This is a genomic window from Pseudomonas sp. KNUC1026, assembly GCF_021650705.1.
GTDB lineage: Bacteria > Pseudomonadota > Gammaproteobacteria > Pseudomonadales > Pseudomonadaceae > Aquipseudomonas.
In genome coordinates this window covers 3,754,058-3,776,150 of the sequence record NZ_CP087138.1, presented here as the reverse complement: position 1 = coordinate 3,776,150, position 22,093 = coordinate 3,754,058, and the positions used below count along the sequence as shown (strand labels likewise).

At 63.7% G+C, this 22,093-nt stretch carries 16 protein-coding genes and 4 pseudogenes; 15 read left to right on the top strand and 5 right to left on the bottom strand.

Translation table 11 applies throughout. From position 1 onward, the window contains the following. Window positions 1-81 precede the first annotated feature (81 nt). The 5 genes from ribF to ispH are packed head-to-tail and all read left to right on the top strand — an operon-like array spanning window position 82 to window position 5,794. Window positions 82-1,047 carry a bifunctional riboflavin kinase/FAD synthetase gene (gene ribF, locus LN139_RS17720; protein WP_236355414.1) on the top strand — a complete coding sequence of 322 codons (966 nt, stop codon included), beginning with the start codon at window positions 82-84 and terminating at the stop codon, window positions 1,045-1,047. Next, window positions 1,044-3,875 (top strand): isoleucine--tRNA ligase, encoded by a 2,832-nt coding sequence (gene ileS, locus LN139_RS17715; protein WP_236355413.1) that lies wholly within the window; start codon window positions 1,044-1,046, stop codon window positions 3,873-3,875. Before ribF ends, ileS begins: the two co-directional genes overlap by 4 nt. Next, window positions 3,868-4,383, top strand: a complete 516-nt coding sequence (gene lspA / locus LN139_RS17710) for a signal peptidase II (protein WP_236355412.1) — start codon at window positions 3,868-3,870, stop codon at window positions 4,381-4,383. The genes ileS and lspA overlap by 8 nt, the downstream gene beginning before the upstream one ends. Further along, the gene (locus LN139_RS17705; protein ID WP_236355411.1) at window positions 4,376-4,813 is read left to right on the top strand and encodes an FKBP-type peptidyl-prolyl cis-trans isomerase; all 438 of its coding nucleotides are present in this window, start codon (window positions 4,376-4,378) and stop codon (window positions 4,811-4,813) included. The genes lspA and LN139_RS17705 overlap by 8 nt, the downstream gene beginning before the upstream one ends. Before the next feature lie 33 nt (window positions 4,814-4,846). Then, on the top strand, window positions 4,847-5,794 hold the full coding sequence (ispH, locus tag LN139_RS17700) for a 4-hydroxy-3-methylbut-2-enyl diphosphate reductase (protein ID WP_236355410.1): 948 nt from the start codon (window positions 4,847-4,849) through the stop codon (window positions 5,792-5,794). Here the strand turns inward: ispH and LN139_RS17695 are convergent. Then, window positions 5,787-6,236 carry a GspH/FimT family protein gene (locus tag LN139_RS17695; RefSeq protein ID WP_236355409.1) on the bottom strand — a complete coding sequence of 150 codons (450 nt, stop codon included), beginning with the start codon at window positions 6,234-6,236 and terminating at the stop codon, window positions 5,787-5,789. The genes ispH and LN139_RS17695 overlap by 8 nt on opposite strands. Window positions 6,237-6,443: 207 nt before the next feature. Between LN139_RS17695 and LN139_RS17690 the strand changes: the two genes are divergently transcribed. The 7 genes and pseudogenes from LN139_RS17690 (at window position 6,444) to thiO (ending at window position 13,303) form a co-directional block, all read left to right on the top strand. Then, window positions 6,444-6,920: a GspH/FimT family pseudopilin gene (locus LN139_RS17690; RefSeq protein ID WP_236355408.1), complete on the top strand. Its 477-nt coding sequence runs from the start codon at window positions 6,444-6,446 to the stop codon at window positions 6,918-6,920. Then, window positions 6,917-7,389, top strand: a pseudogene (gene pilV / locus LN139_RS17685) (type IV pilus modification protein PilV). Before LN139_RS17690 ends, pilV begins: the two are co-directional and overlap by 4 nt. Continuing rightward, the gene (locus LN139_RS17680; RefSeq protein ID WP_236355407.1) at window positions 7,386-8,162 is read left to right on the top strand and encodes a prepilin-type N-terminal cleavage/methylation domain-containing protein; all 777 of its coding nucleotides are present in this window, start codon (window positions 7,386-7,388) and stop codon (window positions 8,160-8,162) included. Before pilV ends, LN139_RS17680 begins: the two are co-directional and overlap by 4 nt. A gap of 2 nt (window positions 8,163-8,164) precedes the next feature. Further along, on the top strand, window positions 8,165-8,677 hold the full coding sequence (locus LN139_RS17675) for a pilus assembly PilX family protein (RefSeq protein WP_236355406.1): 513 nt from the start codon (window positions 8,165-8,167) through the stop codon (window positions 8,675-8,677). After that, window positions 8,661-11,785 (top strand): annotated as a pseudogene (locus tag LN139_RS17670) (pilus assembly protein). The gene LN139_RS17675 and the pseudogene LN139_RS17670 overlap by 17 nt, the downstream one beginning before the upstream one ends. A gap of 12 nt (window positions 11,786-11,797) precedes the next feature. After that, the gene (locus LN139_RS17665) at window positions 11,798-12,193 is read left to right on the top strand and encodes a type IV pilin protein (RefSeq protein WP_236355405.1); all 396 of its coding nucleotides are present in this window, start codon (window positions 11,798-11,800) and stop codon (window positions 12,191-12,193) included. Window positions 12,194-12,196: 3 nt separating this feature from the next. Next, window positions 12,197-13,303: a glycine oxidase ThiO gene (gene thiO, locus LN139_RS17660; protein ID WP_236355404.1), complete on the top strand. Its 1,107-nt coding sequence runs from the start codon at window positions 12,197-12,199 to the stop codon at window positions 13,301-13,303. On the opposite strand, the gene LN139_RS17655 is transcribed toward thiO, so the two are convergent. Genes LN139_RS17655 through LN139_RS17640 form a run of 4 tightly spaced genes read right to left on the bottom strand, consistent with a single transcriptional unit; the run spans window position 13,281 to window position 17,527 of the window. Next, on the bottom strand, window positions 13,281-14,639 hold the full coding sequence (locus LN139_RS17655) for a sigma-54-dependent transcriptional regulator (protein WP_236355403.1): 1,359 nt from the start codon (window positions 14,637-14,639) through the stop codon (window positions 13,281-13,283). The two genes, thiO and LN139_RS17655, sit on opposite strands and share 23 nt — an antisense overlap. 3 nt (window positions 14,640-14,642) lie before the next feature. Then, window positions 14,643-16,190 (bottom strand): sensor histidine kinase, encoded by a 1,548-nt coding sequence (locus tag LN139_RS17650; RefSeq protein ID WP_236360487.1) that lies wholly within the window; start codon window positions 16,188-16,190, stop codon window positions 14,643-14,645. Between the two features lie 25 nt (window positions 16,191-16,215). Beyond that, window positions 16,216-16,452: a PP0621 family protein gene (locus tag LN139_RS17645; RefSeq protein WP_236355402.1), complete on the bottom strand. Its 237-nt coding sequence runs from the start codon at window positions 16,450-16,452 to the stop codon at window positions 16,216-16,218. A gap of 55 nt (window positions 16,453-16,507) precedes the next feature. Beyond that, window positions 16,508-17,527, bottom strand: a complete 1,020-nt coding sequence (locus LN139_RS17640; protein WP_236355401.1) for an outer membrane protein assembly factor BamD — start codon at window positions 17,525-17,527, stop codon at window positions 16,508-16,510. 162 nt (window positions 17,528-17,689) lie between these two features. Between LN139_RS17640 and rluD the strand changes: the two are divergent. The 3 genes and pseudogenes from rluD (at window position 17,690) to clpB (ending at window position 22,080) form a co-directional block, all read left to right on the top strand. Beyond that, a pseudogene (gene rluD / locus LN139_RS17635) lies at window positions 17,690-18,650 on the top strand (23S rRNA pseudouridine(1911/1915/1917) synthase RluD). Between the two features lie 5 nt (window positions 18,651-18,655). Further along, the gene (pgeF, locus tag LN139_RS17630) at window positions 18,656-19,381 is read left to right on the top strand and encodes a peptidoglycan editing factor PgeF (protein WP_236360485.1); all 726 of its coding nucleotides are present in this window, start codon (window positions 18,656-18,658) and stop codon (window positions 19,379-19,381) included. Window positions 19,382-19,517: 136 nt separating this feature from the next. Beyond that, window positions 19,518-22,080: pseudogene (gene clpB, locus LN139_RS17625) on the top strand (ATP-dependent chaperone ClpB). Window positions 22,081-22,093: the final 13 nt, after the last annotated feature.

The window sequence follows — 22,093 nt, the reverse complement described above, 5'->3', positions numbered from 1 at the left end:
GCGCCGGGCAGGGCGTCTCTTGCCTGTCGCTTGTGCCCTGCTGTGGTTATAATCGCCCACTTTATGAGCAAGAAGCGCGTTATGCAGCTGGTTCGAGGCCTCCACAACCTGCGCCCCCGGCACCGGGGTTGCGTCGCCACCATTGGCAATTTCGACGGCGTTCACTGCGGCCACCAGGCGATCCTGGCGCGCTTGCGCGAGCGCGGCGCGGAGTTGGGCCTGCCCACTTGCGTGGTGCTGTTCGAGCCGCAGCCGCGTGAGTATTTCACTCCGGGTGAGGCGCCGCCGCGGCTGGCACGCCTGCGCGACAAGGTCGAGCTACTGCGCGCCGAGGGCGTCGATCAGGTGGTGTGCCTGGCGTTCAACCAGCGTTTTCGCCAGCTCAGCGCCGAGGCGTTCGTTGACACCGTGCTGGTGCAGGGTTTGGGGGTCAAGCATCTGGAAGTGGGTGACGATTTCCGCTTCGGTTGCGATCGCCTGGGTGATTTCGCGTTCCTGACTGATGCCGGCGCACGCCTGGGCTTCACCGTGGAAGCCGCGCACACCGTAGAATCGGCCGGCACGCGCGTGAGCTCCACGCAGGTCAGAGCGGCGCTGGCGCAGGGTGATTTCGCCCTTGCCGAACGCCTGCTGGGGCGGCCCTTCAGCATCACGGGCCGGGTGCTGCACGGGCAAAAGCTCGCCCGTCAGCTCGGCTGGCCTACCGCCAATGTGCAGCTCAAGCGCCGCCGCGTGGCGTTCACCGGGGTTTACCTGGTGAGCGCCGAAATCGACGGCCAGGCCCGCCCGGGTGTCGCCAACATCGGCGTGCGCCCTACCGTTGCCGGCGATGGCCGCCCGCACCTGGAGATTCACCTGCTCGACTACACCGGCGATCTCTACGGCCGCCGTATCACGGTGGTGTTCCACCACAAGCTGCGCGACGAGCAGCGTTTCGCCTCGCTGGAGGCGCTCAAGGCCGCGATCGGCGCCGATGTCGCCGCCGCACAAGCCTACTGGCAAGCCCATTGGCAGGGGCAACCCGCCTTAACGAAGAGCCTGAAATGACCGACTACAAAGCCACGCTTAATCTTCCGGACACCGACTTCCCGATGAAAGCCGGCCTGCCTCAGCGCGAGCCGCAGACCCTGGCGCGCTGGGACAGCATTGGGCTGTACCAGAAGCTGCGCGAAATTGGCAAAGGCCGGCCCACCTTCGTTCTGCACGACGGCCCGCCCTACGCCAACGGCAGCATCCACCTTGGCCATGCGGTCAACAAGATCCTCAAGGACATGATCGTGCGCTCCAAGACCCTCTCGGGCTTCGATGCGCCTTACGTGCCCGGCTGGGACTGCCACGGCCTGCCGATCGAGCACAAGGTCGAGGTCACTCACGGCAAGGGCCTGCCCGCCGACAAAACCCGCGAGCTGTGCCGCGCCTATGCCAGCGAGCAGATCGAGGAACAGAAGGCCGGCTTCATCCGCCTGGGCGTGCTGGGCGACTGGAGCAACCCCTACAAGACCATGAACTTCGCCAACGAAGCCGGTGAGATTCGCGCGCTCGGCGAAATGGTCCGCGCAGGGTTCGTGTTCAAGGGGCTCAAACCCGTGAACTGGTGCTTCGAGTGTGGCTCGGCGCTGGCAGAAGCCGAGGTCGAATATGCCGACAAGGATTCGGTCACCATCGATGTGGCGTTCCCGGCGGCCGACGCTGCTGCCCTTGCCAGTGCCTTCGGCCTGCCAAGCCTTGCCAAGCCCGCCAGCATCGTGATCTGGACCACCACCCCGTGGACCATCCCCGCCAACCAGGCGTTGAACGTGAACCCCGAGTTCACCTACGCGCTGGTGGACGTTGGCGACCGCCTGCTGGTGCTGGCCGAGGAGTTGGTCGAGGGCTGCCTGAAGCGTTACGGCCGCGAAGGCCAGGTGCTGGCCACCACCGTTGGCGCCAAGCTCGAACACCTGAATTTCCGCCATCCGTTCTATGACCGCCTGTCGCCGGTGTACCTGGCCGACTACGTCGAGCTCGGCGCGGGCACGGGCGTGGTTCACTCGGCCCCGGCCTACGGTGAGGACGACTTCGTCACCTGCAAGCGCTACGGCATGAGCAACGACGACATCCTCACGCCTGTGCAAAGCAACGGCGTCTACGTCGACAGCCTGGAGTTCTTCGGCGGCCAGTTCATCTGGAAGGCGGGCGCTGCGATCGTTGAAAAACTGCGCGAAGCCGATGCGCTGATGCACACCGAGAACATCAAGCACAGCTACATGCACTGCTGGCGCCACAAGAGCCCGCTGATCTACCGCGCCACTGCGCAGTGGTTCGTGGGCATGGATCGCGAGCCGGTCGAGGGCGCCACGCTGCGTGAGCGCTCGCTGGCCGCCATCGAGCAAACCGAGTTCGTCCCCGACTGGGGCAAGGCGCGCCTGCGTGACATGATCGCCGGCCGGCCTGACTGGTGTATTTCGCGCCAGCGCAACTGGGGCGTGCCGATCCCGTTCTTCCTGCACAAGCAGACCGGTGAACTGCACCCGCGCACCGTCGAACTGATGGAAGAAGTGGCCCTGCGTGTCGAGCAGGAAGGCATCGAAGCCTGGTTCAAGCTCGACGCTGCCGAGCTGCTGGGCGCCGAGGCCGCCGACTACGAGAAAATCAGCGACACACTGGACGTGTGGTTCGACTCCGGCACTACTCACTGGCACGTGCTGCGTGGTTCTCACCCGCTGGGCCACAGCGAAGGGCCGCGCGCCGACCTGTACCTGGAAGGCTCCGACCAACACCGTGGCTGGTTCCACTCGTCCTTGCTCACCGGTTGCGCCATCGACGGCCACGCGCCGTACCGCGAGCTGCTGACCCACGGCTTCACCGTGGACGAGAACGGCCGCAAGATGTCCAAGTCGCTGGGCAACGTGATCGCACCGCAGAAGGTCAACGACACGCTCGGCGCCGACATCCTGCGCCTGTGGATCGCCTCTACCGACTACTCCGGCGAGATGGCAGTCTCCGAGCAGATCCTGCAGCGCAGCGCCGATGCCTACCGGCGTATCCGCAACACCGCGCGCTTCCTGCTTTCCAACCTCAAGGGCTTCGACCCGGCCCAGCACCTGCTGCCGGCCGAGCAGATGATCGCCCTTGACCGCTGGGCGGTGGACCGCGCGTTGCTGCTGCAGCGCGAGCTGGAAGAGAGCTACCGCGATTACCGCTTCTGGAACGTTTACTCCAAGGTGCACAACTTCTGCGTGCAGGAGCTGGGTGGCTTCTACCTGGACATCATCAAGGACCGCCAGTACACCACCGCCGAAAACAGCGTGGCACGGCGCTCCTGCCAGACCGCGCTCTATCACATCGCCGAGGCGCTGGTGCGCTGGATCGCACCGATCCTGGCTTTCACTGCCGAGGAAGTCTGGCAGTACCTGCCCGGCGAGCGTAACGAGTCGGTGATGTTCAACACCTGGTACGAAGGCCTGGCCGAGCTGCCCGAGGGTACAGAGATGGGCCGTGCGTACTGGGACCGCGTGATGGCGGTCAAGGGTGCGGTGAACAAGGAGCTCGAGAACCAGCGCTCCGCCAAGGCGATCGGTGGCAACCTGCAAGCCGAAGTGACCCTGTTCACCGATGAGGCCTTGAGCGGCGACCTTGCCAAGCTGGGTGATGAGCTGCGCTTTGTGCTGATCACCTCCCGCGCAAGCCTGGCGCCGTTCGCCCAGGCCCCGGCCGAGGCGGTGGCAACCGACGTGCCGGGCCTGAAGCTCAAGGTGGTCAAGAGCGGCGGTACCAAGTGCGGCCGTTGCTGGCATTTCCGCGACGACGTGGGCGTGAACCCTGAGCATCCGGAAATCTGCGGCCGCTGCGCCGACAACATCGCAGGCTCCGGCGAGGTGCGCCACTATGCCTGATCTGACGGCACGTTTCGGGCGCCTGGCCTGGTTGTGGTTGAGCGTTCTGGTGGTGGTGATCGACCAGGTCAGCAAGGCCTGGTTCGAAGGCCACCTGGGCCTGTACGAGCAGATCGTGGTGATTCCTGACCTGTTCAGCTGGACCCTGGCCTACAACACCGGCGCTGCATTCAGCTTCCTGGCGGACCATTCCGGCTGGCAACGCTGGCTGTTCGCGCTGATCGCCGTGGTGGTCAGCGTGATTCTGGTGGTCTGGCTCAAGCGCCTGGGCAAGGGCGACACCTGGCTCGCCATTGCGCTGGCGCTGGTGCTGGGCGGTGCGCTGGGCAACCTGTACGACCGCATGGTGCTGGGCCACGTGATCGACTTCATCCTGGTGCACTGGAAAGACACCTGGCGCTTCCCGGCCTTCAACGTGGCCGACAGCGCCATCACCGTGGGGGCGATCATGCTTGCGCTGGACATGCTCAAATCCAAGAAGCCCGCCGGAGAAAAGGCCCATGACTGACGTACGCATCGGCCAAGGCACCGAAGTGACCCTGCATTTCGCCCTGCACCTGGAAGACGGCAACACCGTCGACAGCACCTTCGACAAGGCGCCCGCCGTATTCAAGGTGGGCGACGGCAATCTCCTGCCGGGCTTCGAGGCTGCGTTGTTCGGCTTCAAGGCCGGCGACAAGCGCTCGCTCACCATCCTGCCGGAGAACGCCTTCGGCCAGCCCAACCCGCAGAACGTGCAGGTAATGCCGCGTTCGCAGTTCGAGGGCATGGAGTTGTCCGATGGCTTGCTGGTGATCTTCAACGATGCCGCCAACACCGAGCTGCCCGGCATTGTCAAAGCCTTCGACGCCGCCCAGGTGACTGTGGATTTCAACCATCCGCTGGCCGGCAAGACACTGACTTTCGAAGTCGACATCATCGAGGTCAGGGCGCTCTGAGCCCTGGCCGCTGGCCTTGCGCCGGGAGCCTTTATGCAGATCAAACTCGCCAACCCACGCGGCTTCTGTGCCGGTGTCGATCGCGCCATCGAGATCGTCAACCGTGCTCTGGAGGTGTTCGGCCCGCCCATCTACGTGCGCCATGAAGTGGTGCACAACAAGTTCGTCGTCGAAGACCTGCGCTCGCGCGGGGCGATCTTCGTCGAGGAGCTCGACCAGGTGCCGGACGACGTGATCGTCATCTTCAGCGCCCATGGCGTTTCCCAGGCCGTGCGCCAGGAGGCCGCCGGCCGCGGCTTGAAGGTTTTCGATGCGACCTGCCCGCTGGTCACCAAGGTGCACATAGAAGTGGCTCGCTACAGCCGTGACGGCCGCGAAACCATCCTGATCGGCCACGAAGGCCACCCGGAGGTCGAGGGCACCATGGGCCAGTACGATACCGCCAATGGCGGTGCCATCTACCTGGTCGAGGACGAGCATGACGTTGCCAGCCTCCAGGTGCACAACCCCGAGAACCTGGCCTTCGTGACCCAGACCACGCTGTCGATGGACGACACCAGCCGGGTGATCGACGCTCTGCGTGCGCGCTTCCCTCACATTGGTGGCCCGCGCAAGGACGACATCTGCTACGCGACCCAGAACCGCCAGGACGCGGTCAAGCAACTGGCCGATGAGTGCGACGTAGTGCTGGTGGTGGGCAGCCCGAACAGCTCCAACTCCAACCGCCTGCGTGAGTTGGCCGAGCGCATGAGCACCCCTGCGTACCTGATCGACGGTGCCGAAGACCTCAAGCGCGAGTGGTTCGAGGGCGTTGAGCGTATCGGTATCACTGCCGGTGCCTCGGCCCCTGAAGTGCTGGTGCGTGGCGTGATCGACCAGCTGCATGCGTCGGGCGCCATTGGCGCCGACGAGCTGGCCGGGCGCCCGGAGAACATCACCTTTTCCATGCCCAAGGAACTGCGGGTCAGGCAGGTCAGCTGATCGGCCTGTCGCACAGCGCCGTTGCCGGTGGCTCGGTGCTGATGCGTATGCGGCCGGTGCGGGCGATGATCACGCGGCGGTGGCGCTCGGGGTTGCGGTTATCGCAGAAGTGAAACGAGCCAGCCAGGGCACCGTTGTTTTCCAGAGCGGGGCGGCCGAGGTAGTCGAACGCGACCTGTTCCTGAACGTTGCGAGTAGGGATCACGCGTGTGCTGGCAATACCGAGGGCTTCCCGGAGCACCAGGTGCTCAGATGCCCTGGGCACTACCACTTGCCAGCCGTTGCTCCAGCCTCCCTCCAGCGGGACCAGTGCGACGCGCTGGTTGCGCATGACCGCCTCGAGCCTTGCGCTTCTGAGCGATTGCGCCAACTCCTCCGCCAGCACGGCTCGCCTCTGCTGCTCGACCAGAGGCGGCAGGTGATGCAGGCCAAGCGCCGCCATTATCGTTATCACGATAGTTGCCGATAACAGCTCAACCAATGTCCAGCCTCTCTGGCAGGCGCCCTCCATGGCGTTCTCCTCCTTGAAAAGAATTTTCCAAAACCAGTGCTTCCGTGCGCTGGTCCTTCAAAAATAACCGTATATCCTGTGCCCCGGTGGTCCGGTGCCGGGGCGCGGTTATAGTCGGCGCGTCGAGGAGAAGTGGCAATGCATCAACGTTTAAAGGGTTTTACGCTGGTGGAATTGATGGTCACGATCGCGGTGCTGGCGATAGTGGTCACCATTGCCGTGCCGTCATTCATCACGATGATGGCGCGAGGGCGGGCCGACACCGAAACCAACGATTTCTATCGGGCGCTCAACTATGCGCGGCTCGAGGCGATCAATCGTGGGTTGAATGTCCAGGTGAGACCAGTCGATGGCACCGCTAACTGGGCGGGAGACTTAAAGGTGGTGTTAACCAACGATCAGAATAACCCTCTTCGTATTGTTCCGGCTTTGGCCTCGGGCTCGGCACTGGCCGGTTCGGGCACGCCACTATTTCTGGAGTTCAACAATCTGGGCTCGATGGTCTCGCCAGCGAGCGCTCTGGTGTTCACCTACACCAACGGCACCATCACCCGCAACATCGTGGTGTGCCCCACCGGCCGCATGATCCTCAACAACGGGAACGCCTGCCAATGATGCGCAACCAGCGGGGCTCGACCCTGATCGAGGTGATGGTGGCGCTGCTGATCATGGCCATCGGCTTGCTGGGCGCTGCTGCCATCCAGCTCAACGCCTTGAAATTCACCGACAGCTCCACCTTGCGCACCAAGGCCAGTTACATCGCCTACGACATGATGGACCGCATCCGCGCCAACCCCGGGGCCAACTACACCTTGGCCAACCGAGCGGCTGCACCCACTGCCGGCAGTGCCACCCCTTGACCCAGGACCTGTTCGATTTTTCCAGTGCCCTCAATAACCAGTTGGGATCCACTGCCGATGCCAAGATCGAAAAGAATGGCTACCAGTACACCATCACCGTGCAATGGGATGACTCCCGCGCTGCGAGTGCTGTGAACACCTCCAACGCTGCTACCGGTGAGGCCAACCTGCAGACCTTCAAGCTGGTCAGCCGCGTGGCAATGGACACGGTGGTAACCCCATGAACCAGTACCAGCGTGGCCTCAGCCTGATCGAACTGATGGTGTCCCTGGCTCTGGGCCTGGTCATCACCCTGGGCGTCACCAATATCTTCATCTCCGCGCGCGCCACCTACAGCGCGCAGAACAGCTCCGCAGCCATGCAGGAAGACGCGCGTTACCTGCTCAGCCGCCTGAGCCAGGAGATCCGCATGGTCGGCATGTACGGGTGCATCGTGGTAGTGCCGAACAGCGCCAGCGACCTGAGCACCAACCAGAGTTTTTCGACCCTGCTCAACAACAATGCCTGGATCACCTCAACCACCAATGCGGCCGGGACTGTGCTGACCCTCAATACCGCCGACGTTGGCGGCAATGGCAGCGGGGCGCCCGCGTGGACGGTGGTGTCCGACTGCCGCTCCGGCGCCACCGTGTACACCGGCACGCCACCTCAAGGTGCGGTGGCTGCCGATCAGTCATCATTCCCGATCCGCCAGACGGTCTACACCTACAAGTCGGCGAACATGGCCATCTATACCGGTACCGGCAATGCGCAGCAGGTGCTGGTGAGCAACGTATCGGCATTCGCGCTTTCGTTTGGCCTCTCGAGTACCGATGCCGACAGCGACGTGGCTGTTACCAGCTATGTCAACGCCGTGACGGTTGCCCAGGCAGCGCGCATTCGCAGCGTGCGCATCAGCTTCACCGTGACCGACCCCGTCGGTAACGCCAACGTCGCCGCAGGGGTAGCCGACCAGCGCTTCAGCGTGACGGCAGCCCTGCGCAATCGGATGCTATGACCATGGCCCGCCCCTTTATTCAGTGCCCACCCAATGCCGCAGGCCAGCGCGGAGCTGTGCTGATCGTGGCGTTGGTATTTCTGCTGTTGCTGACGCTGATCGGCATCTCCTCCATGCAGAACGCCACATTGCAGGAGAAGATGGCCGGGAGCGTCGCGACCCGCAACACCACCTTGCAACTGGCCGAGTCGGCGCTGCGCGTCGGTGAAAAAGCCGTGGCGGCGGCCAATTTCAATCAGGCAGTGTGCGCCAGCACCGCAGCCTGCAAACCGCCCATCGACACCTCCACTGTCGCCGCACCCGGCAATGGCCAGAACAGCGTGGTGTGGAAGGGCACCCTGGCCGATGGGCTGTACGCGATTCAATACCTGGGCATCACCGGCACCGCGCCGGTCAATTTCGATGCGGCCGAAGGCTCCTCAGTGATGCTCTACCGCATCACGGCGGTGGGCATGAACCCGAACAACACGGCCGTGCGCACGGTGCTGGAGAGTATTTATGCCAAGAAACCCTGAAGCGCGGCGCGGTTGGATGGCCTGGCTCTACGGCCTGGTGCTGGGCATGTACCTGAGCACCCCTGCCTGGGCTGCTTTCACGCCGTCGCCATCGCCGCTGCTCAGCGCCGCCGCCGTGCCGCCGAACCTGATGATGCTGGTGGACAACTCCGGCAGCATGAACAACCTCATCCGCTCCACCGCCTTCGATCAGACCGTCACGCGCCCGACCATCTACGCCTGCGCATCGAACGACAACTGCAACTCGATCTACGGCGTCGACATGACCAGCGAGAACATCCTGGTCGGTTACCTCTACCGTGGCGGCTGCTCGACCGGTTATACCGGGCTTTACCGCGGCAACTCGCGCTACTGCCTGAAGTTGCCCGACCCGGTCGGCAATGGCGGCACCCGCTATTCGTCCAATTACCTGTCTTACCTGATCGGCCTGATGGGCAACTCGACCACCAAGGATTACACCGACGGCTCGATCCCCAACGATTACCGCATCAACGTGGCGCGAACCGTGGCCTCGCAACTGGTCTCGGCCAACCGCTCGCTGCGCATCGGCCTGGCCACGTTCAACCCGCCCGTGAGTGGCAACCCGGGCCCGGGGGCAAGATCTCGCAGTCGATCACCGACCTGCAGGCCACCAGCACCACCACGCAAACGCAGGCCAACACCAACTACAACAACCTGATCTCGGCGATTGGCGGGCTGACCGCCTCGGCCAACACGCCACTGGCGGAAACCTACTACGAGATCACCCGCTACATGCGCGGCATGTCGCCGTTCTACAACAGCTCGCCCGCTACCTACACCAGCCCCATCCAGTACCGCTGCCAGAAGAACTTCGGCGTGGTCATCACCGATGGCCTGCCGACCTATGACCGGACGTTCCCTACATCGGACCCTGCGTACACCTCGAGCAACACGCTGCCGAACTGGGACAACGTCAACAACGATGGCGATAACCTCAACGGTGACGACGAGGGTGACACGCTCTATCTCGACGATGTGGCCAAATTCGCCTACGACATCGACATGCGTACCGCAACCAACGGCAACGACCTTGCTGGCAAGAGCTGGGACGCCACCGACTTCACTCAGCAGAACATGCTCACCTACACCGTGGGCTTCACGGCGGCCAACCAGATGCTCTCCGATGCCGCCCGCTATGGCCACGGCACTTACTACCAGGCCAGCGATGCCAACTCGTTGACTACGGCGCTCACGGCCGCGCTCAACGCCATCAGCGCGCAGTCCGGCTCCGGGGCTACCGGTACAGCGAACAGCTCATCGCTCACCTCCAGCTCCTATTACTATCAAGCCACTTACAACCCGCTCGACTGGCGCGGAACCATCAAGGCGTTCAGCTTCAACACCGATGGCAGCCTCAACAGCGGCACGCCTGCCTGGAACTCCGATTCCACGGTTGCGGTGGGCACTTCCACTGGCCTTTACCAGTCGTGGAATACGTCCACCAATGCAGCAGTGACCTTCAACTTCGCCAACCTGTCCGCCGCCCAGCAAACGGCCATGACCACCGGGCTGCCGCTCGGCACCACTGGCAACGACCTGGTGGAGTGGACCAAAGGCACCAACAAATCCAGCCTGCGCACCCGCACCGTGCTGATCGGCGACGTCATCAACTCGCCGGTCGCCTATGCCTCGCCCACCGATATCAACGCCTCCGACACCGCCGGTGACACCAGCTATTCCACCTTCATCACCAGCAAGGCTACCGGCATGACCCCAAGCGTCGTGTTCAACGACAACCTGGGCTTCACCAACGTGCTGACCGCTTCCACTGGCGTGCGCCGCTACGCCTACATGCCGTCGACTGCGCTCAACGGCCTGATCAACGTGGCCGATACCGGCTACGCCAATGGCACCGCGCACCGGTTCCAGAACGATGGGCAGGTCAGCATCTACGACGCGCAGATAGGCGGGGCCTGGAATACCGTCGCGCTGGGCGGTACGGGCGCAGGGGGCAAGGCTTACTACGCGATCCGGCTGTACAGCAACGGCAACAACGCGCCGTCATCCCTCTGGGAAATCAACAGCACCACCACCGGCTTCACAGACCTGGGTTACGCCTATGCCAAGCCGCAGGTCGCGCGGCTGGCCGATGGTACCTGGGCGGCCTTTATCGCCAACGGCTACGGCAGCACGTCGGGCAATGCGGCGTTGTACGTGGTCAACCTGTCGACCGGAGCGCTGATCCGCAAGATCACCATCAATACGTCGGAAACCGATAATGGCCTGTCATCGGTGGCGTTGCGGGTCAATGCCTCGGACACCGTGCAATACGCCTACGCCGGCGACCTCAAAGGCCGCCTGTGGAAGTTCGACCTGACCAGCAGCTCTTCGGCGAATTGGGGTGTGGCGTTTTCCGGCAACCCGCTGCTGACCACCAGCGGCGGCGCCAACCAGCCCATCACTGCACAGCCTTTGGTGGTGGCCAACCCGGCCGGGGGTTACAACGTGTTCGTCGGCACCGGCAAGTTCATGGAAACCACCGACAAGACCAGCAGCACCGTGCAGGCCTTCTACGCCGTGCGCGACACCGACTCCAGCACCGCCAACTACACGGTCTCCGATCTTGTCGCGCAGTCGATCACCGGCAGTTACAGCTCCGGCGGCGACACCTACATGACCACCAGCCAGAACACGGTCGACTACACCAGCAAGAAAGGCTGGTACATGCCTTTGAGCTACAACAACACATTGGTAGGCGAGCGAGTGATCTTCCAGGCGAGCTATTCGCGCGGGCGGATCATCTTCACCACTGCGGGCGTCGATACCTCCGACCCCTGTTCAGCCCAAGGCTTTGGCCGGATCGTGTTATTGCAGGCATTCAGCGGGCGCATGTTCGTGAACTCGATGATCAGTGGTACCACCACGCCCAACAGCGGGCTGGTACTCGCCTCCGGCTATGCAGGGGGTGTAGCGGTGCTGTTCGGTGACAGCAATGGCACCGACGTGTTGCAGGCGAACACTTCCAGCGGCGCTCTGGTAACGCGACAGCTCAACAATTCAGGTGGTGAGTGCACCGTTGGCTGTGGCGGAGACGTACTGCCCCCGCCCGGCGCCAGCCGGCGTATCATGTGGCGGCAGATCCAATAGACGGAGCAGTTCATGGATTCCAGGCAGCGCGGCTTTACCCTGATCGAGATGATGGTAGTGGTCGCCATCATCGGCATCCTTGCGGCGATTGCGTACCCTGCGTACACCAAATACGTCAAGCGAACCCAGCGCGCGGCGGTGGTGGAGCAAATGGGTGAAATGGCCCAGGCGGCCGAGCGCTACTACACCCGTAATAACGGCAGCTACTTGAATTTTCAGCCTGTAGCCGATAACAGCTATTACAGCTTCAATTTCCCCGCGCCTACCGCAAGCGCCTGGACACTGACTGCCACGCCCAGGCCAGGAACCCTGATGGCGGGCGATACGTGCGGCACGTTCACCCTGACCAATACCGGCTTGCGTACAGTTTCCGGTAGCGACTCCGTAGCTACCTGCTGGGGCCGCTGACCCATGCAAACACTCATCGTCGGCGCCGGTGCCATCGGCCTGCTGACTGCACTGAATCTGGCCGAACTGGACGGCCAGGTCACCGTTATCGACCGCCAGGGCGCGGGCCTCGAATCCTCCTGGGCTGGCGGCGGCATCGTCTCGCCGCTGTACCCCTGGCGCTACAGCCAGGCGGTAACCGCACTGGCGCACTGGTCGCAGGATTTCTACCCGCAACTGGCCGACCGCCTGTTCCTTGACACCGGCGTCGACCCCGAAGTGCATGTCACTGGCCTGTACTGGCTCGACCTCGATGACGAAGCCCGGGCACTGGAATGGGCCAGGCGCGAACGCCGGCCGCTCAGCGCCGTGAGCATCGAGGCCACCTATCGCCAGGTGCCAGCCCTGGGGGCAGGTTTCGAGCGGGCGATCTACATGGCTGACGTCGCCAACGTGCGCAACCCTCGGCTGGTAAAATCCCTCAAGGCTGCCTTGGCCCATTGCCCGAACGTCACATTGCGCGAGCACTGCTGTGCGCAAGGCTTCGTGCTCGAAGGTGACCAGGTGGTGGGCGTGCGCACGGCCGAGGGCGAATTGCGCGCCGACCGCGTGGTGCTGACCGCCGGCGCCTGGAGCGGTGAACTGCTCGCGACCCTCGGCATGGCGTTGCCCGTGGAGCCGGTGAAAGGGCAGATGATTCTGTACAAATGCGCCAGCGACTTCCTGCCACGCATGGTGCTGGCCAAGGGGCGCTATGCGATTCCACGGCGCGACGGCCATATTCTGGTAGGCAGCACCCTTGAATACGCAGGGTTCGACAAAACGCCCACGGCCGAAGCGCTGGAAAGCCTGGAGGCCTCAGCCGTGGCGCTGCTGCCGGGATTGGAAAAGGCTGAAAGGGTAGGGCACTGGGCGGGGCTGCGGCCTGGGTCGCCGGAAGGCATTCCGTTCATCGGCCCGGTAAGCCGCCATCCTGGCCTGTGGTTGAACTGCGGGCACTTTCGCAATGGCCTGGTATTGGCCCCGGCTTCGTGCCAGTTGCTGGCGAATCTGGTTGCCGGCAAGGCGCCGATCATTGACCCGGCGCCCTACGCGCCAGATACGCGGCTCAGTCCAGCCCAAGTTTCTTGAGGCGATAGCGCATCGAGCGGAATGACATGTTCAGCCGCTGAGCCGCTGCAGTGCGGTTCCAGCGGGTTTCCTCCAGCGCCTGGAGGATCAGTTTGCGCTCGATGCCCTCAAGGTAATCCTCCAGGTCCTCGACCTGAGCGAGGTTCGGCTCACCTTCGCCGCCTGCGGCCTGTGGCGTGGCCTGCTTGAAGCGCAGGTCGCCCACATCGATGATGTCGTCTTCGCAGAGCGTGTAAGCGCGCTCGAGCATGTTCTCCAACTCCCGCACGTTGCCGGGGAAGCGGTAGCTCTTCAATGCCTCTGCGGCGGCGGGTGACAACGTCACCGGCGCCAGGCCGCTGCCTTCTGCGAGTTTTTCCAGCACCCGCGCGGTAATCAACGGGATGTCTTCGCGGCGCTCGCGCAGGGGTGGCACCTGCAATTCGATAACGTTCAGGCGGTAGTAGAGGTCCTGGCGGAAGGTGCCGGCAGCGACTTCCTCCGCCAGGTCCTTGTGCGTGGCGCACAGGATGCGCGTATCGACTACCACCTCTGCCTGGCCGCCCACGCTGCGCACGGCCTTCTCCTGGATGGCGCGCAGCAGCTTGACCTGCATCGGCAGGGGCAGGTCGGCGACCTCATCGAGAAACAGCGTGCCGCCATTGGCCGCCTGGAACAGACCTGGCTTGTCTTCTACCGCGCCACTGAAGCTGCCTTTCTTGTGGCCGAAAAATTCGCTCTCCATCAGTTCGCTGGGTATCGCACCGCAGTTGACCGGCACGAAGCTTTTGTCGGCACGCGGGCCTTGCTCATGGATCAGCCGCGCGACCAGTTCCTTGCCGCTGCCGGACTCACCACTGATGTAAACCGGCGCCTGGCTGCGCGCCAGCCGGTCGACTTGCTTGCGCAGGCTCTGCATCGGCGCCGATTGGCCGAGCAAGCGGGTGCCGTTGCCGGCCTCGCTGGCCGCTGCCACGGCGGGTGGCTGGCTCAGACGCAGCGCACTGGCCACCAGCTCGCGCAGGCGTGCAAGGTCGACCGGCTTGGTCAGAAAGTCGAACGCGCCGGCCTTGAGGGCCTGGATGGCGATGTCCATGCTGCCGAAGGCAGTGATCATCGCGACCGGCAACTGAGCATGGCGCTGCTGGATGTGCTGCACCAGCTCAAGGCCCGTGCCGTCTGGCAGGCGCATGTCGGTCAGGCACAGGTCGAAGGCCTCGCGGCTCAGCCAGTCGCGGGCTTCCCTGACGTTGCGGGCGCTGCGAGTGTCGAGCTTGAGGCGGCCGAGGGTGATCTCGAGCAATTCGCGGATGTCCGGCTCATCGTCGACGATCAGGATTTTTTGCCGTGCACTCATGGCTCAACCTTGTTTGTTGGCGTGGGCGAAGGTAATGCGCAGGCAACTGCCGCCCTGATCGCGTGGCCTGTAGTCTAGGTGGGCCTGGTTGCTTTCGCACAGCTCGCGGGAGATGTACAGGCCAAGGCCCGTGCCTTTGGTCTCGGTGGTGAAGAATGGTTCGAAGATGTGTTGCAGCTTGTCGGGAGCAAACCCTGGGCCGTCGTCCAGCACATCCAGCACCGCCAGGCCGCTGGCGGGCTCGACGTACAGGTGCAGCCATACCTGCGCCAGCGCGTGCTGTTGGCCGCTGTAGCGCAGGCCGTTTTCCACAAGGTTGGTGACCACCTGGGTCAGGTGGTTGGGGTCCATGCGCGTTCGAATGTTGCCCAGGCCTATGCGTATGTGCAGCTGCTGGCTTTCGCGTGCCGTCGCGTTGAAGTCATGGCTGAAGGTATCCAGCCAGGCCCGCAGATCCAACAGCTCAGGCTCTGCCTGGCGCCGCCGAGACAGCTGCAACACGTTTTCGATCAGCAGGTTCATCCGCTTGGAGTGGTCCAGAATGATCTGCACCAGCCGTTGATCGGGCTGTTCCAGGTCGGTGGATTCCTGCAACAGTTGCCCGGCATGGCTGATGGCGCCCAGGGGATTGCGGATTTCATGGGCGATGCTGGCGGTGAGCCTGCCCAGCGCTGCGAGCTTGAGCTGCTGCGCTTGTTGCGCGACCTGCGACAGGTCTTCCAGGAACACCAGCGTCTGCTGGCGCTCGCCGTGGCGCAGCGCCACGAAATTGGGTTGCACCGAAGGGCCGCTGTCCCTGAGGCGCAAACTCTTGACCCGCAGCGCCGGGTTCACGCGCCACTGCAGCAGCCGCTCGATCAGCTCTGCCGAATGCACCGCCATCAGTTGGCCGGCCAGGTTAGGCATGCCGAGCAACGCCAGCGCGCCCTGGTTGGCCAGCTGCACGCGGTTCTCGGCGTCGAGCACGATGATGCCGGTGCGCATGCGTTGCAGGATCAGGGCATTGAGCGCTTCGAGGCTGGTGACATCGCTGGCGCGCTGCTCGGCAAGGCTCTCACTGGTGCGCAGCAGGCGCGTGAGCCCCTGCACGATCAGCGCCACAGCAAAGCACAGGACGCCCAGCGAGCCGGCTTGCAGATAGTCGTTCGGTGCCACACCGCGCGCGTAGTTGAGGTAGAAAGTGATGTAGATGATGCCGATAGAGGCCATGGCCGCGATCAGCAAGCCGGCACGGCTACGTAGCAGCAGGTTGCCCATGGCCACCGAGGCGATCAGCAGGTTGCCGATGCCGCTGGGGATGCCGCCGCCGGCGTAGAACAGCCCGGCGAGCATGATCACGTCCGCTGCCGCCAGGGTGAAGGCGCGTACCGGGTGGCGGGCATGGCGCAACAGCAGCACCGCTAGCAGGTTGAGCCCCAGGTAGGCCCAACTGCCGGCGCGGAACAGCGTAACGTTGGCCAGCTCCATGAGCCGGCTGTCGAATTCGCTGGAAATCAGCAGCACCAGCGACAGGCCGATGATCAGCCGATACACGTGGTAGAGGCGCAGCATGCGCTGCGCCTGGCTGGCGTTGACGTTACCGAGCACGGCCAGCGGGCCCTTGCTCCAGGTGTGCGGGGCTGCAGAACCAGTGCTCGCCGCGCTTGAGGGCGCGGTCGTCAGGCAGGTGCACGCCGCAGTGGGCGCAGCGGACCATGGTCAGGGTATGGCCCTTTTTACCGGCAGGTGCCTTGCGCTGGCCTGCCAGCTTGTAGCGGCGCCAGAGCCAGAAGGCTACGTAGATCACGGCGGCCCAGAAGAGGATGCGTATCATGATGCTCGAAAGGTATCCCGCATGAAAAAGCCCCGGCAGGCCGGGGCTTGTTGCATCAGCCGAACAGGCCGAAAGTCATGTAGCTGAGCCAGGAGCGCTTCTTGGGCTGGTCCACTGGCTGGTCAGTGTCCTCAGCGGTACCGCCCTGGGATTTGGGGAACAGTTCCTTGGGCATGGCGTCCTTGTCTTCCTGGTACTTGCGCATCAGGTCTTCCTGGGCGCGAGTGGAAGTGGGAGGCGAGGGCGCCTTGCCTTCGATCAGGCCCAGCGTGGCTTTGGACAGCCAGCTGCGGTTCTCGTCGTCAGACCGTTGCGGTACGAACTTGCCGTTCTTCAGGCTCGGGTGGTTCGGGTAGTTCTGCTTGAGGGTTTCGAGGCTGGTGGCAGCCAGGTCGTCCAGGTGCATGTGCTCATACGACTCGGTCATCACCGCCAGGCCATCGCCGACGGACGGCGTACCCTGGTAGTTCTCGACTACATAGCGGCCGCGGTTGGCGGCAGCGACCCACGCCTGGCGGGTGATGTAGTAATCGGCCACGTGAATCTCGTACGCCGCCAGCAGGTTGCGCAGATACACCATGCGCTGCTTGGCATCGGGTGCGTAGCGGCTGTTGGGGTAACGGCTGGTGAGCTGGGCGAACTCGTTGTAGGAGTCGCGAGCGGCGCCCGGGTCGCGGCGGGTCATGTCCAGCGGCAGAAAGCGCGCGACGATGCCGCGGTCCTGGTCGAAGCTGGTCAGGCCCTTGAGGTAATAGGCGTAGTCGACGTTCGGGTGCTGCGGGTGCAGGCGGATGAAGCGCTCGGCTGCGGCCTTGGCGGCCTCGGGCTCGGAGTTCTTGTAGTTGGCGTAGATCAGCTCGAGCTGAGCCTGGTCGGCGAAACGGCCGAACGGGTAACGCGAGTCCAACGCCTTCAACTTGGCAGTCGCGGCGTTGTAATCGCTGTGGTCGAGGTCTTTCTGCGCCTGCTGGTACAGTTCCACTTCGCTCAGGTTTTCGTCGACCACTTCCTTTTTAGACGAACAGGCGGCGGTCAGGCCGATGATGGCGATCAGCAGCAGGTGTCTTGCTTGCATAGCGGCTTGCGTCCCCCAACGGTCCCTGTCTTGAGAGCGACCGTCCTGATATGATGAGCACCCCCGTGGAACTCCCCGGGCAAAAGTCGCCGTATTTAACCACAAGCGCGCAGCCGATCCAAAGGCTTGCCGCCCGCCTTGTTCTTTACTTGTAGCTCAAGCATGTCCGAAACCATCCAGTTACGCGCCGAAGTCACCTCCGACCTGGGTGGCCAGCGCCTCGACCAGGTCGCCGCCCAGCTGTTTTCCGAGTTCAGCCGCTCGCGCCTCGCCGGCTGGATCAAGGACGGCCGCCTCACCGTCGACGGCGCCGTGCTGCGGCCTCGCGACGTGGTTCACGGCGGCTCTGTGCTGCAGCTCGAGGCCGAGCAGGAAGCCCAGGGCGAGTGGGTGGCCCAGGAGATCGAGCTCGACATCGTCTACGAAGACGACCACATCCTGGTCATCAACAAGCCCACTGGCCTGGTGGTGCATCCTGCCGCCGGCCACGCCGACGGCACCTTGCTCAATGCATTGCTGCATCACGTGCCCGACATCATCAATGTGCCGCGTGCCGGCATCGTGCACCGGCTCGACAAGGACACCACCGGGCTGATGGTGGTCGCCAAGACGCTGCAGGCCCAGACCAACCTGGTGGCCCAGCTCCAGGCACGCTCGGTGAGCCGCATCTATGAATGCGTGGTGGTAGGCGTGGTAACTGCCGGTGGCAAGATCAACGCCCCCATCGGCCGCCACGGCACCCAGCGCCAGCGCATGGGCGTAATGGACAACGGCAAGCCGGCGGTCAGCCACTATCGTGTGCTGGAACGCTACCGCTCGCACACCCATGTGCGGGTGAAGCTGGAAACCGGCCGTACGCACCAGATTCGCGTGCACATGGCCCATGTGAACTTCCTCTGGTGGGCGACCCCGTTTACGGCGGCCGCTTCCGTATTCCCCGGCCGCGAGCCCTTCGCTGGTCGACGCACTCAAGACCTTCCCGCGCCAGGCACTGCATGCGCGCTTTCTGGAGCTCGACCACCCGCACACCGGCGAGCGCATGGGCTGGGAAGCTCCCATCCCGGACGACATCATCTGGCTGCTCCAGTTGCTGCGCCAGGACCGCGCGGAATTCGTCGGTTGAATACCCTGCCTGGGTTGATCCTGCCGCAATGGCCGGCGCCGGCCAACGTGCGGGCGTGCGTTACCACCCGTGAAGGTGGAGCGAGCATCGGCCCCTACGCAGGCTTGAACCTGGGTGATCATGTTGGCGATTCGCCTGAGGCGGTCGCCAGCAACCGCAGTGCCTTGGCTCAACCGTTCAACATCCAGCCGGCCTGGCTCCGGCAGGTGCACGGCACCGCTGTCGCTCACGCCAACCCTGCACAGGTCGATGAGGCTGATGCCAGCTGGTCGGCCACGCCCGGCATCGCCTGCACGGTAATGACTGCCGACTGCCTCCCGGCTCTGTTCTGTGACCGCGCGGGCACCCGCGTGGCTGCCGCTCATGCAGGTTGGCGCGGGTTGGCTGCGGGCGTGCTGGAAGCCACCGTCTCCAGCCTGGCCGTGGCGCCGGCCGAGGTGCTGGTGTGGTTGGGGCCTGCCATCGGCCCTCGGCAGTTCGAGGTCGGGGGCGAGGTGCGTGAAGCGTTCGTCGGCTCGCATCCAGAAGCTGCTGCAGCGTTCGTTGCTGGCCAGGCACCGGGCAAGTTCATCGCCGACATCTATGCACTGGCGCGTATTCGCCTGGCTTCGGCTGGCGTGAGCGCAGTGTATGGTGGCGGGTTCTGCACCGTCGAAGACGAGCGTTTTTTCTCCTATCGCCGCGCCAATCCCACCGGCCGCTTTGCATCGCTGGTATGGCTCGAAAGCTGAGTACTGCGCCAGGTCAACGTCTGCCCGCTTGAATCTCCCGGAATCGGCCCTATCTAAGCGGGTATCTCGGGCAGGTTGTCTCTTCATCTCTCAGGGGTTCGCGCTCCGGCCTGCCTTTCTTCAGGAAGGTACCTCCATGCGAATAGACCGTTTGACCAGCAAGTTGCAAATGGCGCTCTCCGACGCCCAGTCGTTGGCAGTGGGCCACGACCACCCGGCCATTGAGCCGGTGCACCTGATCCAGGCGCTGATCGACCAGCAGGGCGGTTCGATCAAACCGCTGCTCATGCAGGTGGGTTTCGACGTAACCGCCTTGCGCAAGGCGCTCACCGAAGAGCTCGACCGCCTGCCAAAGATCCAGAACCCCACGGGCGATGTGAACATGTCGCAGGACATGGCGCGCCTGCTCAATCAGGCCGACCGCCTGGCGCAGCAGAAGGGCGACCAGTTCATCTCCAGCGAGCTGATGCTGCTGGCGGCGCTCGATGAAAACACCAAGGCCGGCAAGCTGTTGCTCAGCCAGGGCGTGACCCGCAAGGCTCTTGAAAACGCCATCAACAACCTGCGCGGCGGCGAGGCTGTCAACGACGCCAACGTCGAGGAATCGCGCAAGTCTCTGGAAAAGTACACTGTCGACCTGACCAAGCGCGCCGAAGACGGCAAGCTTGACCCGGTGATTGGCCGTGACGACGAGATTCGCCGCACCATTCAGGTACTGCAACGCCGCACCAAGAACAACCCGGTGCTGATAGGCGAGCCGGGTGTCGGTAAAACCGCCATCGCAGAAGGCCTCGCGCAGCGCATCATCAACGGCGAGGTGCCCGACGGCCTGCGTGGCAAGCGGCTGCTGTCGCTGGACATGGGCGCGCTGATCGCCGGCGCCAAGTTCCGCGGTGAGTTCGAGGAGCGCCTCAAGAGTGTGCTCAATGACCTGGCCAAGCAGGATGGGCAGGTGATTTTGTTCATCGATGAGCTGCACACCATGGTCGGCGCCGGCAAGGGCGAAGGCTCGATGGACGCCGGCAACATGCTCAAACCGGCCCTGGCCCGCGGCGAGCTGCATTGCGTCGGGGCTACCACGCTCAACGAGTACCGCCAGTACATCGAGAAAGACGCAGCGCTGGAACGGCGCTTTCAGAAAGTGCTGGTCGACGAGCCGAGCGAGGAAGACACCATCGCGATTCTGCGTGGCCTCAAGGAGCGCTACGAGGTGCATCACAAAGTGGCTATCACCGATGGCGCGATCATCGCTGCTGCCAAGCTCAGCCACCGCTACATCACTGACCGCCAGCTGCCGGACAAGGCCATCGACCTGATCGACGAGGCCGCCAGCCGCATCCGCATGGAGATCGACTCCAAGCCCGAAGTGCTGGACCGCCTGGAGCGCCGCCTCATTCAGTTGAAGGTCGAGTCGCAGGCGCTGAAGAAGGAACAGGACGAAGCCGCGCTCAAGCGCCTGGAGAAGCTCACCGAAGAGATCGCACGGTTGGAGCGCGAGTACGCCGACCTCGAAGAGATCTGGACATCGGAGAAAGCTGAAGTGCAGGGCTCGGCGCAGATCCAGCAGAAGATCGAGCAGTCGCGCCAGGAGCTTGAGGCCGCGCGCCGCAAGGGCGACCTGAGCCGCATGGCCGAGCTGCAATACGGGGTGATCCCGGACCTTGAGCGCAGCCTGCAGATGGTCGACCAGCACGGCAACAGTGAAAACCAGTTGCTGCGCAGCAAGGTGACCGAGGAAGAAATCGCCGAGGTGGTCTCCAAGTGGACCGGTATCCCGGTGAGCAAGATGCTCGAAGGCGAGCGTGAAAAGCTCCTGAAGATGGAAAGCCTGCTGCACCAGCGTGTGATCGGCCAGAACGAAGCCGTGGTGGCAGTGGCCAACGCGGTGCGCCGCTCGCGCGCCGGGCTTTCCGATCCGAACCGCCCCAGCGGGTCGTTCATGTTCCTCGGCCCTACCGGCGTGGGCAAGACCGAGCTGTGCAAGGCGCTGGCTGAATTTTTGTTCGATACCGAAGAGGCCATGGTGCGGATCGACATGTCCGAATTCATGGAGAAGCACTCCGTCGCTCGGCTGATCGGCGCGCCGCCCGGCTATGTGGGTTACGAAGAGGGCGGTTACCTCACCGAAGCCGTGCGTCGCAAGCCGTACTCGGTGGTGTTGCTCGATGAAGTGGAAAAGGCTCACCCGGATGTATTCAACATCCTTCTGCAAGTGCTGGAAGACGGGCGCCTGACCGACAGCCACGGCCGGACTGTGGATTTCCGCAATGCTGTGGTGGTGATGACTTCCAACCTCGGCTCGGCACGCATTCAGGAGCTGGCAGGGGATCGCGAAGCACAACGTGCGGCGGTAATGGATGCCGTGAGCACGCATTTCCGCCGAGTTCATCAACCGGATCGACGAGGTGGTGATCTTTGACCCGCTCGGCCGCGAGCAGATTGCCGGTATCACGAAAATCCAGCTCGGCCGCCTGCGCAGCCGCCTGGCCGAACGTGACCTGACGCTGGAGCTGTCGGACGAGGCTCTGGATAAGCTGATTGCGGTGGGCTATGACCCGGTGTACGGCGCACGGCCGCTGAAGCGGGCCATTCAGCGCTGGATCGAAAACCCGCTGGCGCAGTTGATTCTGCAGGGCAGTTTTCACCCGGGCGACACAGTGCGGGCTAACGTATCCGGAGACGAATTGGCTTTTTCCTGAGGCCCTGACTAAA

Coding starts and splice junctions, on each gene's coding strand:
- LN139_RS17680 (WP_236355407.1), top strand. CDS start 7,386: ATGAACCAGTACCAGCGTGGCCTCAGCCTGATCGAACTGATGGTGTCC.
- LN139_RS17690 (WP_236355408.1), top strand. CDS start 6,444: ATGCATCAACGTTTAAAGGGTTTTACGCTGGTGGAATTGATGGTCACG.
- lspA (WP_236355412.1), top strand. CDS start 3,868: ATGCCTGATCTGACGGCACGTTTCGGGCGCCTGGCCTGGTTGTGGTTG.
- LN139_RS17705 (WP_236355411.1), top strand. CDS start 4,376: ATGACTGACGTACGCATCGGCCAAGGCACCGAAGTGACCCTGCATTTC.
- LN139_RS17665 (WP_236355405.1), top strand. CDS start 11,798: ATGGATTCCAGGCAGCGCGGCTTTACCCTGATCGAGATGATGGTAGTG.
- LN139_RS17675 (WP_236355406.1), top strand. CDS start 8,165: ATGGCCCGCCCCTTTATTCAGTGCCCACCCAATGCCGCAGGCCAGCGC.
- ileS (WP_236355413.1), top strand. CDS start 1,044: ATGACCGACTACAAAGCCACGCTTAATCTTCCGGACACCGACTTCCCG.
- ribF (WP_236355414.1), top strand. CDS start 82: ATGCAGCTGGTTCGAGGCCTCCACAACCTGCGCCCCCGGCACCGGGGT.
- LN139_RS17655 (WP_236355403.1), bottom strand. CDS start 14,639: ATGAGTGCACGGCAAAAAATCCTGATCGTCGACGATGAGCCGGACATC.
- thiO (WP_236355404.1), top strand. CDS start 12,197: ATGCAAACACTCATCGTCGGCGCCGGTGCCATCGGCCTGCTGACTGCA.
- LN139_RS17645 (WP_236355402.1), bottom strand. CDS start 16,452: ATGATACGCATCCTCTTCTGGGCCGCCGTGATCTACGTAGCCTTCTGG.
- ispH (WP_236355410.1), top strand. CDS start 4,847: ATGCAGATCAAACTCGCCAACCCACGCGGCTTCTGTGCCGGTGTCGAT.
- LN139_RS17695 (WP_236355409.1), bottom strand. CDS start 6,236: ATGGCGGCGCTTGGCCTGCATCACCTGCCGCCTCTGGTCGAGCAGCAG.
- LN139_RS17640 (WP_236355401.1), bottom strand. CDS start 17,527: ATGCAAGCAAGACACCTGCTGCTGATCGCCATCATCGGCCTGACCGCC.
- LN139_RS17650 (WP_236360487.1), bottom strand. CDS start 16,190: ATGCTGCGCCTCTACCACGTGTATCGGCTGATCATCGGCCTGTCGCTG.